A 12796-nucleotide genomic window follows, 5' to 3' on the forward strand; every position below is an offset into this window, starting at 1 on the left:
TTTACAATAATCGTTTAAAATCATACGTTTTTGGTTAAGATGGAAATGGAAAAATGCGAACAATAGGTGTTTCAACTCTTATCGAAAAATACTTGTTTCTAATGCGGGTCTATTATTTGACCTTGTTTGACCATCAGTGTATGATAAAATTACAAACAGCTTTAGGATGTGGTACCTTTCTATCGCTGCGGAACCTATTGTAACGAGAAGGAGGATATGAATAATGAATTTAATTCCTACAGTTATTGAACAAACAAACCGCGGGGAACGTGCATATGATATTTATTCCCGACTTTTAAAAGACCGTATCATTATGTTAGGAAGCGGAATTGACGATAATGTGGCTAACTCTATTGTTGCTCAATTACTTTTCCTTGAAGCAGAAAATCCTGAGAAAGACATATCTATTTATATTAACAGCCCTGGTGGAAGCATTACTGCTGGAATGGCCATCTATGATACTATGCAGTTCATTAAACCGGATGTACAAACGATTTGTATCGGTATGGCTGCATCAATGGGTGCTTTCTTACTTACTGCCGGAGCACCTGGAAAGCGCTATGCCCTTCCAAATGCTGAAGTGATGATTCACCAACCACTTGGCGGTGCACAAGGTCAGGCAACTGAAATTGAAATTGCTGCAAAACGTATTCTATTCTTACGTGAAAAATTAAATACGATTCTTTCTGAGCGTACAGGCCAGCCACTTGAAGTCATTTCACGCGACACAGATCGTGACAACTTCATGACAGCTGAAAGAGCAAAAGAATATGGCCTCATTGACCATATCATTACTCGCAGCAGCGCTGTTGAAAAGAAAAACGACAAGTAATAAAGGCGTACTCACGCCTTACATAAAAGAAAAACTCGCATGCTGTATGCTGCGAGTTTTTCTTTTTATTTTATTCATCTGTTTTGCCGCATTAATCTTCCTGCTCGATATATTTAGCAAGTTCTTCAATTGCTTCGTTTTCGTCACTTCCGTCAGCAATTAATAAGACCGTACTTCCTGAACCGATTGCAAGGCTCATCAGCCCCATAATACTTTTTGCATTTACTTTCTTGCCGTCTTTTTCTAAAAAGACATTTGATGAAAATCGATTGGCTTCTTGAACGAACAAGGCAGCAGGACGAGCTTGCAAACCTGTTTTCAATTTTACTTCAACCTGTTTTTCTACCATCTCTAATTAATCCTCCTATAAAATTCTATTTATCTTTAACGGGAATGTACCCTTCTTGTAACTAATGTTTAATGAATTGCCAGTCTAACCATTTCAGCTCTGTTCGTTTCTCACAGTTGGACGGCAATTTCACCATATTTCTTAATTATACTTGCGAATTGTTAAGAATATTTTTAAATCCTTTGACCTTTTCGTAACTTTTCTGCAATTTCATCAATTTTACGGAGCCGATGATTGATGCCTGATTTACTGATTGTACCGCCGGAGACCATTTCACCTAATTCTTTTAACGTCACATCTTGATAATGAACACGAAGCTGTGCGATCTCGCGTAATTTTTCCGGTAATACCTCCAAGCCGACGGTTTCTTGAATATATTTGATATTCTCAACCTGGCGAATGGCTGCTCCAATCGTTTTATTTAAATTGGCTGTTTCACAATTGACCAAACGGTTAACAGAATTTCTCATATCCCGGACAATCCTGACATCCTCAAAACGCAATAAAGCATTGTTTGCTCCGATGATGATTAAGAAGTCCGTTATTTTTTCAGCTTCCTTTAAATAGGTGATAAATCCCTTCTTGCGTTCCAGTGTCTTACTGTTCAAATCAAATGAGTTCATGAGTTCACATAATGAATCATTGTGCTCTTTATAGAGCGACGCGATTTCAAGATGATAGGATGAAGTTTCCGGGTTATTGACAGAGCCGCCTGCTAAAAAGGCCCCACGTAAATAAGAACGTTTACAGCATTTTTTCTTGATTAATTCCGGCGAAATGCTATTTTGAAATTCAAAACCCTCTCCGATAATTTTTAAATCCTCTAAAATGCCGCGTGCATGTTCAACCATTCTCACAATGTACACATTGTTTTTCTTTAAACGCATTTTTTTTCGAACTAATAGTTCTACACTTACCGTATAATACTTTTTGATTAGCGTATAAATTCTTCTGGCGATTGCCGCATTTTCCGTTTGGATATCAACCGAAAGCTTTTTATTTGTAAAAGAGAGGGAGCCGTTCATTTGAATTAATGCGGATAGTTCGGCCCTTCCACAACAGTCTTTTACCTCTAAATTTGTCAGTTCCTTTTTTGTCTCTGAAGCGAAAGACATTGCTGCACCCCCCTGTGACAACTCTTATCTATTTATTACGCATGATGCTGCTTATTGGTTTCATCAATTAGTATAGAATATAAAATTTTTGCCACTTCATTTGTATCATGACGAATCACACCATTTTCCAGACTGACGATTTCACCGTAGATAACCTCAAGTCCCAAATCATATAGATTGCTGACATCAAAATGAACGGGCTTTGCATCTTCTTCGCTGTACCGCTTTTGAATTTCATCTGGAATATCCTCACTATTGACAAGGATTGTGTCAATAAATGGATCATTCAAATGATCATAAACCGCCTGCACATGTTCACTTGCTGTATAATCATGCGTTTCCCCTGCCTGTGTCATTAAATTACAGATGTACACTTTTTTTGCCTTAGCACAGCAAACCTCATCACCGATTTTCGGAACGAGCAAATTCGGCAGAATACTGGTATAAAGGCTGCCTGGGCCGATAATAATTAAATCCGCCGCCCTGATTGCCTGTATCGCTTCTGGAAGCGGTTTAACATTTTCCGGCGTTAAAAACACACGCCTAATTTTTTTTCCTGAGTAAGGAATTTTTGATTCCCCCGAGATCATATGACCGTCCTCAAGCTCTGCATGCAAAACAACACTTTGATTGGCAGCCGGCAGAACTTTCCCATGTACATTCAATACTCGGCTCATTTCTTGGATCGCATACATGAAATTTCCTGTTATCGAGGTCATGGCGGCAAGAATTAAATTTCCGAGTGAATGGCCTGACAATTCATTTTCAGACTTAAAACGATGCTGGAACATTTCTTCAATTAACGGCTCTACATCCGAAAGAGCGGCCAACACATTGCGAACATCACCGGGAGGAGGAATATTTAACTCATCCCTCAGTCTTCCTGAGCTTCCTCCATCATCGGCAACTGTTACAATCGCTGTTATATCAACGGGGTATTTCTTTAACCCTCGGAGTAATACCGGCAGTCCTGTGCCGCCGCCGATGATGACGATTCTTGGCTGCCCCTTTTGCGTCATGTTTGTGGTTCCTTTCTTTTCTGTATGTCACGATGTGAAATACGAGTATGATAGTCCTTTTCAAAGTGATGACCAATATATTCAGCTAATGCAACAGAGCGGTGCTGACCACCCGTACAACCAATTGCAATGACTAGCTGCGCTTTGCCTTCACGCTTATAATGCGGAAGCATAAAGCTTAACAGATCTGTTACTTTTTCAAGAAATTTGTGCGTTTCATTCCATTTTAAAACATAGCTGGATACTTCACCGTCTAAGCCTGTCAACGGCCGCATCCGGTCAATATAATGCGGGTTTGGTAAAAATCGGACGTCAAACACAAGATCGGCATCAATTGGAATCCCATGTTTAAAGCCGAATGACATCACATTGACGGTAAATGTCGCTTTTTTGTTAGAAGAAAATTCAGTAAGGATTTTCTCTCGCAGTTCGCGGGGCTTCATCAGTGATGTATTATAGATCATTTGAGCTCTGCCTTTTAAGTCAGCCAGTAATGCCCGTTCATTCTGGATTCCTTCTAACGGAAGCCCATTGCCAGAGAGCGGATGCTTTCTTCTTGTTTCTTTATACCTTCTGACAAGTGTCTCGTCATCAGCCTCAAGGAACAAAATTTGCGGTGTTGCCCAAGAGCCTTCTACTAGATCATCTAATGCTTTAAAAAGGTCGTCAAAAAACTCTCTTCCCCGTAAATCCATTACTAAAGCCACTTTATTCATTTTATTCCCAGATTCTTTCATCAGTTCGAGAAACTTTGGAAGCAGAGTAGGAGGCAAATTATCTACACAGAAAAAACCTAAATCCTCAAAGCTCTGGATTGCTACCGTTTTTCCTGCACCTGACATACCCGTAATAATCACTACTTGAGAATCATTCAGCGATCCGGTACTCATTCTTTTTTCCCCCTTTTTGTTAAAAATAGATCTGTTAAACAAAGTTGTTGATTTCTGTTCGTACAATCTTTAGCTTGGATCCAAGCGATAGCTTAGTAATTCAAAATCTGGTGTGTAGGTAAAGGTTCCGTAGATGATGCCGTTTCCGTGTACCATGTATTCCAAAATATGGTAGTCACCTTCTGCCATTGGGAGGTTTCTTAATTCATTAATCGGCTGCCAGCGGATAATCCCTTCATCCGATTCATCTAGATTCAAACCATCTGCATCCTTGGAGAAAAATGTAAACATCATCCATTCGTTTACGATTTGATCTCCATCCTTCATGATAAAGGTAAAGATCCCTTTTATATTCGGGTTGCGCAAATAAATACCCGTCTCTTCCCTAAATTCGCGGATACATGAGTCTCTGACTGATTCGCCAGGTTCCATTTTCCCGCCAGGAGCTACCCACCAATTTCGTCGCGGCTTTTGTAGCAATAATACTTCATTCTCCTTCAGCAAGACACAATTCGTCACTCGCTGCATCATGGATCACCTCTCAATCAGAAAACAACGTTATAGGTTATCACAATTCTATTCTTTAAGCTATCTATCGATGAATGGTTTAAGTAAACATGCTGTTAATTATATATTTATGTATCATCATAACAGAAAGCATAGATACTATGTTTTAAACTAAACTATTTCCATTTATTATACTATTTTTATGAGGTCGTCACAATGGATATAGTCACCATCCAAACGGTATTCACAAGAAGAAGAGCTTAGAAAAAAATGTTTAGTGTACTGATATGTTCTTAGTAGTGAACACGTAAAAAAGCACAAAAAAATAACACAGGCTAGCGCCTGTGCCTTAAAGGAATAACTATCTTAAAGGGGGTCAATTTCTTTCTTTATTATACCGTAATTATATTTCGTTCTTGTTACAAAACGATTAAATCCAAGTGAAATTTGTTCAGAACATACCCCAACCAAGCGAGCTATTCCAATGTTCAAACTGCATTAATTTTCTTTTACCTTTAATTCTTCAATCAACTCTTCCACATAATGCTGTGCAGACTGGGCAGCGATACTTCCATCACCTGTTGCGGTAACGATTTGACGAAGTGTTTTTTCACGAACATCTCCGGCAGCAAAGATACCCGGTACCTTTGTTTCCATCTTTTCGTTTGTGACAATATAGCCGTTTTCATTAGTAATACCAAGATTTTCAAATGGCTTGGACAGCGGCACCATTCCAATATAAATGAAGACACCGTCTGCTGGGAGTGTTTTCTCAGCGCCGTCCTTTGTGGAAACCAATGTCACGCTTCCCACTTTACCGTCTTTGTCATTGATGGATTTTAATGTATGGCTCCATTCAAAGCCAATTTTTTCATTATCAAATGCACGCTGCTGCAGAATCGCTTGTGCGCGAAGCTCATCGCGGCGGTGAACAATCGTCACTTTGCTCGCAAATCTTGTTAAGTATACACCTTCTTCAACAGCCGAGTCGCCTCCGCCGATCACAAATAATTCTTTGTTTTTAAAGAAAGCTCCGTCACAGACTGCGCAATAGGATACACCGCGGCCGCCCAATTCTTTTTCACCTGGAACACCGATTTTCTTATATTCAGCACCTGTGGAAATAATGACAGCACGTGCTTTATATTCCTTCGCTCCTGCAATAACCGTTTTATATTCTTTTCCATCGATAATTTCTTTAATGTCGCCATAAGCATATTCTGCACCGAACTTTTTCGCATGTTCAAACATTTTGGTCGATAAATCAGGACCAAGAATCGTTTCAAAGCCCGGGTAGTTTTCTACCTCTTCTGTATTTGCCATCTGACCGCCTGGAATCCCGCGTTCAAGCATCAATGTGGATAAATTAGCCCTTGAGGTATAAACAGCAGCAGTCATTCCGCCAGGTCCAGCCCCAGCAATAATCACATCATAAATTTTTTCTTCCGTCACGTTTGAAATCCTCCTCTTTCGGTAACCCTTTTCAGCTAGTTTTGATCAGCCGAATCTTTCCTTATAATATGGTCAAATACCCCTATCCCTATCCTATAAGACAGCGGATAAGAAGTCCAACCATATGCTCACTGTAAGTAGCCATTTACTAATTTAATGTATTTTTGGAGAGTGGAAGGTGACAGTCCATATTGCTTCGCCACTAATTTCTGTGATGATTTTTCATTTCTTAGCTTCTTCCAAACATATTCCGTTGCGGCAGCCAAGGCATCTTTATTTTTCAAAGCAACATTTGCCTCGCTCATTTCAACAAAGACGGAAAACCACATCAAATACAGTCCTGCTTCAACCGTTCCAATCGGATGATGGTGTTCGTACAAAGCTTTTGCAGTTTCATGCGCCACAATAAGCTCACCACTATCTATTTTACCCACTTTCACCATGTTTACATATTGATTTTCCAGTGAGGAGAATTTCTTATTTTTCACGACTTCCTTTGAAGAAAGATACGTTTCTTTTTTATTAGAAAGAGAAATAAGGAAAAGGGCAAACAATCTTTCCTCGATATAATCACTTTCTAATTTCTTTAAAATAGATGGGTCATGCTCCTCGAAGCCTTCTGCAGCCGGCTGCTCTTCATTCCAAGGCTCAAGCCCTTCTTTACTTGGATTTAGCACAAGTACTTTATCCCATAGCGAACGGGCAAGCTGCTCTCTTCCTGTAAAATAAGCCGCATAGGAAAACCAATAATAATAGGATCCGTCACCCTTATATCCTTGTTTATGAAGCTTGCGGAACCAAAGGTAGGCTGGTTCGTATTCACCGATTAAAGCAAAAGTTGCTCCTAATTTAAATTGATGCTCAGATAAAATCGGCTTTACTTTTTTTAATACATCTGCAATCGCAGCCGTTTCTGCCTTGTTTTTTTGAAAGTAGGCAAATACCAGCTTATTGCACATAGCATGTAAATTTCCCGGATTGCGCTCCATGACTAAATCCAATGTTTTGGATGCTTTTTCAAGCTCTCCTAAATAAAAATATGCTAAGGCTAAATTATTGTAAGCAGACCAGTATTCAGGAAATTCTTCAATCACATCCTTTAATAGCTTAACAGCCTTCGGAAAGTGTCCTGATTCAAGCAATTCTCTTGCATGCTCCTGCTTCGTAATAAGATCGTCCTGCTCATATAGTTCCTCTTCAAGATCGTCGGCTTCAAGGGTTAGAATTTCAAGAAGATCCTCTGCATCCTCAACAAAATCCCCATTATCCTCTTCTTGTAAGTACAAATTAACATGAGCATAGGCATCCTTAAAATAACCTAAATGGGCATAATTGTTGGCTAAGAAATAGTGGCACTCCATCATATCTTCATCAAGCTCTTCGAGAATGAAATGAAGAAGTTCATTTGATTCCTTATATTCTCCTAGCTCTGTATGAATAATCGCCAATTGGCAGACAATCATCGGTTCGCCCGGTTCAAGCTGCATAGCCCGCTTTAAATATTTAATTGCTTTATGAAAATCACGACGGTGAAAAGCCTTCAAGCCCTTAGAAAAATAATATTCACCCGTAGGGATAAATGACAATAACTGTCCTTTTGATTTTTTAGCTTGAGAGTTTTTACTCATGTAATCCTCCAAATGTTACAAAATTAACTAACTTTAACCGCACAGCATCGTTCGCCGCGGATTCAGCTTCTGTTCAACTAAACAATTATAACACACCCTTCACAGAGCAGAAAGGGTATGTGAACGAAAATAAAAACAAGCAAAAAAAGCGGACCAAAAAAAAGTGTCAGGCACCACAAACCAATTGATTGATTGTGGAATCCTGACACCTTTTGGGACAGCCCCTGGAAATTATTTATTTTCTTTTTGCAAATGTCTTTCTTGGAGAACATTCAGCACTTCTTTAAATGGAAGTCCCTGTTCACGCAGCAATACAAACAAATGATATAAAAGATCCGATGCTTCCCATTTTAATTCTTCAGGATCACGGTTTTTTGCCGCGATAATGACTTCAGATGCCTCTTCACCGACCTTCTTCAGGATTTTGTCAACGCCTTTTTCAAAAAGATAGGTCGTATAAGCACCTTCAGGGCGTTCTTTTTCACGTTGGTCAATGATTTTCTCTAAATCGATAAGAATTTGAAAATCCTCAAGCTTTGCTTCCTTTGTCACAATTTATTCCTCCTCTAAAATCGGCTCTGAAAAACAGCTGACTGCACCTGTATGGCAGGCAGGACCTGCTGGATGAACAAGCACCACAATCGCATCGCGGTCACAATCAAGCTTCATTTCAACTATCTTTTGCGTGTTACCGCTCGTTGCACCTTTATGCCACAGCTCCTGGCGGGAGCGGCTGAAAAACCAGGTTTCTCTTGTTTCAATCGATTTCTTTAGTGATGTAAGGTTCATATAGGCAAGGGTTAAGACTTCCTTTGTATCGGCATCTTGTACAATCGCAGGGATTAAGCCTTGGGAATCAAATTTTATATTTTCTATGTTCATCTGACATTCACACCTTTTTCCCGTAAAAATGCTTTTACTTCGTGTACGGACGTTTCTTTATAGTGGAAAATAGAAGCAGCAAGTGCAGCATCTGCTTTTCCTTCTTTAAACGCCGCTTCAAAGTGCTCGGCATTGCCTGCACCGCCGGAAGCAATTACCGGAACTGTCACCGCTTCGCTGACTGCCTTTGTTAATGCCAAATCAAAGCCTTTTTTCTCCCCGTCAGAATCCATGCTGGTGAGTAGAATTTCACCGGCACCGCGTTCGACTACTTCTTTCGCCCATGCGATGACCTCTTTATCAACCGGTGTTCTGCCCCCGTGCGTGTAAACGCGCCACGAACCAAGTTCTTCGTCAAATTTCGCATCAATCGCCACAACAATACATTGAGTGCCGAAAAAGTCAGCCCCCTCTGTGATTAGCTCAGGCCGGTTAACGGCAGCTGTATTTAGGGAAACCTTGTCTGCCCCTGCCCTTAGGATGCGTTTCATGTCTTCAAGTGAATTAATGCCGCCGCCGACCGTAAATGGAATAGCCAGCTCTGATGCGACAGCTTTCACCACATCAACCATTGTTTTACGGCCTTCATGTGAGGCGGAAATATCAAGAAATACAAGTTCATCCGCTCCCTGCTCATCATAAAAACGGGCAAGCTCGACCGGATCACCAGCATCGCGCAGCTGGACAAATTGAATTCCTTTCACCACTCGTCCATCTTTTACATCAAGGCATGGGATAATTCTTTTCGTAATCATTATACACCAACCTCTTTCAATGCGTCAGAAACTGTGAACCGACCTTCATAGATGGCTTTTCCGACAATTGCACCGCTGACTCCTACCGCTTCAAATTCTTTTAACCGTGTTAAATCAGCTAAGGAGCTGACACCACCTGATGCAATCACCTGCTTGCCGGTTTCGGAAGCCATTAATTTTACCGCATCGACATTTGGACCTGACAGCATGCCGTCTGTTGCAATATCGGTAAATATAAATGTTTCCGCACCGGCATCAGCAAAGCGCTTGCCTACTTCGACTGCCTTTACCTCAGATGTATTTAACCAGCCGTGTGTAGCGACATAGCCATTTTTTGCATCAATCCCAATCGCAATCTGTTTGCCGTATTTTTTCACCATTTCAATCGCAAACTCCGGATTGGAAATCGCGATACTTCCGATGATCACTCTTGTGACACCGTTGTCTAGATAATGGGTGATGTCCTGCTCTGTACGGATTCCGCCGCCGATCTGCACGTTGACGTTTAATTCTTTTGCCGCCTGAATCACAAACGTATCATTCACACGTTTGCCGTCCTTGGCACCGTCAAGATCGACCATATGGATCCACTCTGCTCCCGCTTCTTTAAATGACTTTGCCATATCAAATGGAGAATCACCGTAAACTGTCTCTTGATTATAATCACCTTGAATCAACCGAACACATTTCCCGCCTCTCATATCGATGGCAGGATATATCGTAAAAGCCATGATCCGTTCTCCTTTCCTTGGAAGCAACCTTCTATTTTAATACTAGTTTTGTAAAATTCGTTAACAGCTCGACACCAAGCTTACTGCTTTTTTCCGGGTGGAACTGCATGCCGTATACATTGTTTCTTCCGACTACTGCTGGAACTTCTTCAAAGTAAGAAGCTGTTCCAATGAGAATCTCTTTGTTTACTGTTTTGACATAGTAGGAATGAACAAAGTAGGCGTAGTCCTCTTCCAAATTGGCTGTGACCTGTGAGCTGTTTTCCCATTTTAAACGATTCCAGCCCATATGCGGCACTTTGTAGGTTTCCCCATTCTCTGCTTGTCCTGGAAAGCGGACAACACGGCCTGGAAGAAGAGAAAGACCTTTTGTCAGGCCGCCTTCTTCACTCTCTTCAAAAAGAAGCTGCATACCAAGGCAGATGCCGAGCAGCGGCTTGCCGGTTTCAACGTACTGATGAAGGAAGTCTGTCAGTCCTGATTCATTTAGACGGGCCATGGCATCCTTGAAGGCCCCAACTCCCGGAAGGATTAAGCCGTCTGCTTTTGCCAGCTCAGCTGGATCCTCAGAGAGAAAAAATGGTACGTCCAGACGTTTCAGAGCCTGACTGACACTGAATAAATTCCCCATTCCATAATCAACAATTCCTATCATTTATAACATCCCCTTTGAAGATGGAACACCTTTTACCCTTGGGTCGATGGTTGTTGCTTCATCAAGCGCTCTTGCCATTGCTTTGAAAATGGCTTCAATCATGTGATGTGTATTTTGACCGTAATGAACAATGACATGAAGATTCATTCTGGCTTCTAAGCAAAATTTCCACAGGAATTCATGGACAAGCTCGGTATCAAACGTACCCACCTTTTGACTTGGAAATTCAGCGCCGCGGATTTCCAAATGCGGACGGTTGCTTAAATCAATTACTACTTGGGCAAGCGTTTCATCCATTGGCACGAAAGCATTTCCGTAACGCTTAATGCCTTTTTTGTCGCCAAGCGCTTCTTTTAATACTTGTCCAAGGCAAATTGCAATATCTTCCGTTGTATGGTGGTCGTCGATTTCTGTATCACCATTGGCATTAACGGTTAAGTCAAATTGACCATGTTTGGCAAATAGATCAAGCATATGGGTTAAGAAAGGTACCCCTGTATCTAATTGAGACTGGCCTGAGCCATCAATGTTTAACTCAAGCTCAATGTTCGTTTCATTTGTTTTTCGTTGTATTGATGCGCTTCTCGTCATGATTCCTATCTCCCTATCCTCGCTCGTTTTGGTGTAGTGAGCTGTTTTGTTTGGCTGGATTAAAAAAATATGAAACCGAAAGGAAGCAGAAGAACCGTCCCTCTGCTTCTTATTGATTTCGGGCTTCGATGGCTCTTGCGTGTGCTTCGAGGCCTTCGAGGCGGGCGAATGCAGCGATTTTTCCGCTGTTTTCGTTGAATGCTTTTTCACTGTACATGATGATGCTTGATTTCTTTTGGAAATCGTCAACGTTTAGCGGACTGGAGAAACGAGCTGTTCCGTTTGTCGGTAAAACATGGTTCGGTCCGGCAAAGTAGTCACCGACAGGCTCTGAACTGTATCTGCCGACAAAAATCGCTCCTGCATGGCGTATTTGGCCAACCTTTTCCATCGCGTTTTCCATCATGATTTCCAAATGCTCTGGTGCTAATTGATTAATCGTTTCTATTGCTTCTTCTTCTGTCTCTGTCACATAGATCACGCCATAATCGGCAATCGACTGGGCAGCAATGGTTTTGCGTGGCAATGTTTCAAGCTGCTTTTCCACTTCATATGCGACTGCTTCTGCCAGTGTTCGGGAGGGTGTCACTAAGACACTGCATGCCCGTGCATCATGCTCAGCCTGGGAAAGCAGGTCTGCAGCAATTTCATTTGCCCGTGCCGTTTCATCAGCAAGAACGGCAATTTCACTAGGACCTGCGATCATATCAATGTCCACATCCCCGAAGACTTCCCGCTTTGCTAACGCCACAAAGATATTGCCCGGTCCGGTAATTTTATCAACCGGTTGAATAGACTCCGTTCCATAGGCAAGGGCAGCGATGGCCTGAGCACCGCCTACTTTGTAGATTTCTTTTACACCGGCTTCCTTCGCTGCAACTAAGACGCCTGCCGGTAATGTACCAGATTCACCCGGAGGGGATACCATGACAATTCGTTCCACTCCAGCCACTTGCGCCGGTACGACATTCATTAATACGGATGAAGGATAGGCAGCCGTGCCGCCTGGTACGTATACACCGACAGAATCAAGCGGGGTTATTTTCTGCCCTAGAACCGTGCCATTTTTCTCCGTTGTAATCCAGGAATTGCGCAGCTGTTTTTCGTGAAAGGAACGAATATTTTGTGCTGCTTCTTTAATGATGGCAATGATTTCTTCGGAAACCTGGCCGTAGGCTGCTTCTATTTCAGTCTCTGTAACAGCCAGATCTGAAAGACGTACGCGGTCAAATTTTTCTGTGTATGCTTTTAACGCTTCATCACCATTATTTTTGACATTTTCAATGATGTCTTTGACAATTTTCCGCTGTTCTTCTGTACCGCTGTCAACCGATCTTTTGATTGAAATTCCTTCATTTACAGTTATGATTTTCACCGTTCTCATCCTAAC

At 41.5% G+C, this 12796-nt stretch carries 13 protein-coding genes and 1 pseudogene; 1 reads left to right on the forward strand and 13 read right to left on the reverse strand.

What is annotated here, in order from left to right:
• Nucleotides 1-223: 223 nt before the first annotated feature.
• Nucleotides 224-832 (forward strand): ATP-dependent Clp endopeptidase proteolytic subunit ClpP, encoded by a 609-nt coding sequence (gene clpP / locus R4Z09_RS24830; RefSeq protein WP_338449370.1) that lies wholly within the window; start codon nucleotides 224-226, stop codon nucleotides 830-832.
• Nucleotides 833-923: 91 nt separating this feature from the next.
• Here the strand turns inward: clpP and R4Z09_RS24835 are convergent, their stop codons facing one another.
• The 13 genes and pseudogenes from R4Z09_RS24835 to hisD all read right to left on the reverse strand — a co-directional run bounded on the left by R4Z09_RS24835 (nucleotide 924) and on the right by hisD (nucleotide 12781).
• Nucleotides 924-1181: an HPr family phosphocarrier protein gene (locus R4Z09_RS24835; protein ID WP_338449371.1), complete on the reverse strand. Its 258-nt coding sequence runs from the start codon at nucleotides 1179-1181 to the stop codon at nucleotides 924-926.
• A 173-nt stretch (nucleotides 1182-1354) separates the two neighbouring features.
• On the reverse strand, nucleotides 1355-2296 hold the full coding sequence (gene whiA, locus R4Z09_RS24840) for a DNA-binding protein WhiA (RefSeq protein WP_338449372.1): 942 nt from the start codon (nucleotides 2294-2296) through the stop codon (nucleotides 1355-1357).
• Between the two features lie 35 nt (nucleotides 2297-2331).
• Nucleotides 2332-3315: a YvcK family protein gene (locus R4Z09_RS24845; RefSeq protein ID WP_338449373.1), complete on the reverse strand. Its 984-nt coding sequence runs from the start codon at nucleotides 3313-3315 to the stop codon at nucleotides 2332-2334.
• A complete protein-coding gene (gene rapZ, locus R4Z09_RS24850) occupies nucleotides 3312-4205 on the reverse strand; it encodes an RNase adapter RapZ (RefSeq protein WP_338449374.1) in 894 nt (297 codons plus the stop codon). Before rapZ ends, R4Z09_RS24845 begins: the two co-directional genes overlap by 4 nt.
• Before the next feature lie 69 nt (nucleotides 4206-4274).
• Nucleotides 4275-4733, reverse strand: a complete 459-nt coding sequence (locus tag R4Z09_RS24855) for an 8-oxo-dGTP diphosphatase (RefSeq protein ID WP_338453350.1) — start codon at nucleotides 4731-4733, stop codon at nucleotides 4275-4277.
• A gap of 477 nt (nucleotides 4734-5210) precedes the next feature.
• Nucleotides 5211-6164, reverse strand: a complete 954-nt coding sequence (trxB, locus tag R4Z09_RS24860) for a thioredoxin-disulfide reductase (protein ID WP_338449375.1) — start codon at nucleotides 6162-6164, stop codon at nucleotides 5211-5213.
• Between the two features lie 128 nt (nucleotides 6165-6292).
• On the reverse strand, nucleotides 6293-7792 hold the full coding sequence (locus R4Z09_RS24865) for a tetratricopeptide repeat protein (RefSeq protein ID WP_338449376.1): 1500 nt from the start codon (nucleotides 7790-7792) through the stop codon (nucleotides 6293-6295).
• A 231-nt stretch (nucleotides 7793-8023) separates the two neighbouring features.
• A pseudogene (gene hisIE / locus R4Z09_RS24870) lies at nucleotides 8024-8674 on the reverse strand (bifunctional phosphoribosyl-AMP cyclohydrolase/phosphoribosyl-ATP diphosphatase HisIE).
• Nucleotides 8671-9429 carry an imidazole glycerol phosphate synthase subunit HisF gene (gene hisF / locus R4Z09_RS24875; RefSeq protein WP_338449377.1) on the reverse strand — a complete coding sequence of 253 codons (759 nt, stop codon included), beginning with the start codon at nucleotides 9427-9429 and terminating at the stop codon, nucleotides 8671-8673. The pseudogene hisIE and the gene hisF overlap by 4 nt, the downstream one beginning before the upstream one ends.
• Entirely contained in the window at nucleotides 9429-10160 is a 732-nt protein-coding gene (gene hisA / locus R4Z09_RS24880) for a 1-(5-phosphoribosyl)-5-[(5-phosphoribosylamino)methylideneamino]imidazole-4-carboxamide isomerase (RefSeq protein WP_338449378.1), read from the reverse strand. The genes hisF and hisA overlap by 1 nt, the downstream gene beginning before the upstream one ends.
• A 31-nt stretch (nucleotides 10161-10191) precedes the next feature.
• The gene (hisH, locus tag R4Z09_RS24885) at nucleotides 10192-10815 is read right to left on the reverse strand and encodes an imidazole glycerol phosphate synthase subunit HisH (protein WP_338449379.1); all 624 of its coding nucleotides are present in this window, start codon (nucleotides 10813-10815) and stop codon (nucleotides 10192-10194) included.
• Nucleotides 10816-11406 (reverse strand): imidazoleglycerol-phosphate dehydratase HisB, encoded by a 591-nt coding sequence (hisB, locus tag R4Z09_RS24890; RefSeq protein ID WP_338449380.1) that lies wholly within the window; start codon nucleotides 11404-11406, stop codon nucleotides 10816-10818.
• 109 nt (nucleotides 11407-11515) lie between these two features.
• Complete coding sequence (hisD, locus tag R4Z09_RS24895; RefSeq protein ID WP_338449381.1) at nucleotides 11516-12781, reverse strand: histidinol dehydrogenase; 1266 nt, start codon at nucleotides 12779-12781, stop codon at nucleotides 11516-11518.
• Between the last annotated feature and the right edge of the window lie 15 nt (nucleotides 12782-12796).

The organism is Niallia oryzisoli (assembly GCF_036670025.1).
Taxonomy (GTDB): Bacteria; Bacillota; Bacilli; order Bacillales; family Cytobacillaceae; genus Bacillus_BD; species Bacillus_BD oryzisoli.

Bases quoted from the DNA above. Each gene is read 5' to 3' on its own strand.
- clpP (WP_338449370.1), top strand. From the start codon at position 224: ATGAATTTAATTCCTACAGTTATTGAACAAACAAACCGCGGGGAACGT.
- R4Z09_RS24835 (WP_338449371.1), bottom strand. From the start codon at position 1,181: ATGGTAGAAAAACAGGTTGAAGTAAAATTGAAAACAGGTTTGCAAGCT.
- whiA (WP_338449372.1), bottom strand. From the start codon at position 2,296: ATGTCTTTCGCTTCAGAGACAAAAAAGGAACTGACAAATTTAGAGGTA.
- R4Z09_RS24845 (WP_338449373.1), bottom strand. From the start codon at position 3,315: ATGACGCAAAAGGGGCAGCCAAGAATCGTCATCATCGGCGGCGGCACA.
- rapZ (WP_338449374.1), bottom strand. From the start codon at position 4,205: ATGAGTACCGGATCGCTGAATGATTCTCAAGTAGTGATTATTACGGGT.
- R4Z09_RS24855 (WP_338453350.1), bottom strand. From the start codon at position 4,733: ATGCAGCGAGTGACGAATTGTGTCTTGCTGAAGGAGAATGAAGTATTA.
- R4Z09_RS24865 (WP_338449376.1), bottom strand. From the start codon at position 7,792: ATGAGTAAAAACTCTCAAGCTAAAAAATCAAAAGGACAGTTATTGTCA.
- hisF (WP_338449377.1), bottom strand. From the start codon at position 9,429: ATGATTACGAAAAGAATTATCCCATGCCTTGATGTAAAAGATGGACGA.
- hisA (WP_338449378.1), bottom strand. From the start codon at position 10,160: ATGGCTTTTACGATATATCCTGCCATCGATATGAGAGGCGGGAAATGT.
- hisH (WP_338449379.1), bottom strand. From the start codon at position 10,815: ATGATAGGAATTGTTGATTATGGAATGGGGAATTTATTCAGTGTCAGT.
- hisB (WP_338449380.1), bottom strand. From the start codon at position 11,406: ATGACGAGAAGCGCATCAATACAACGAAAAACAAATGAAACGAACATT.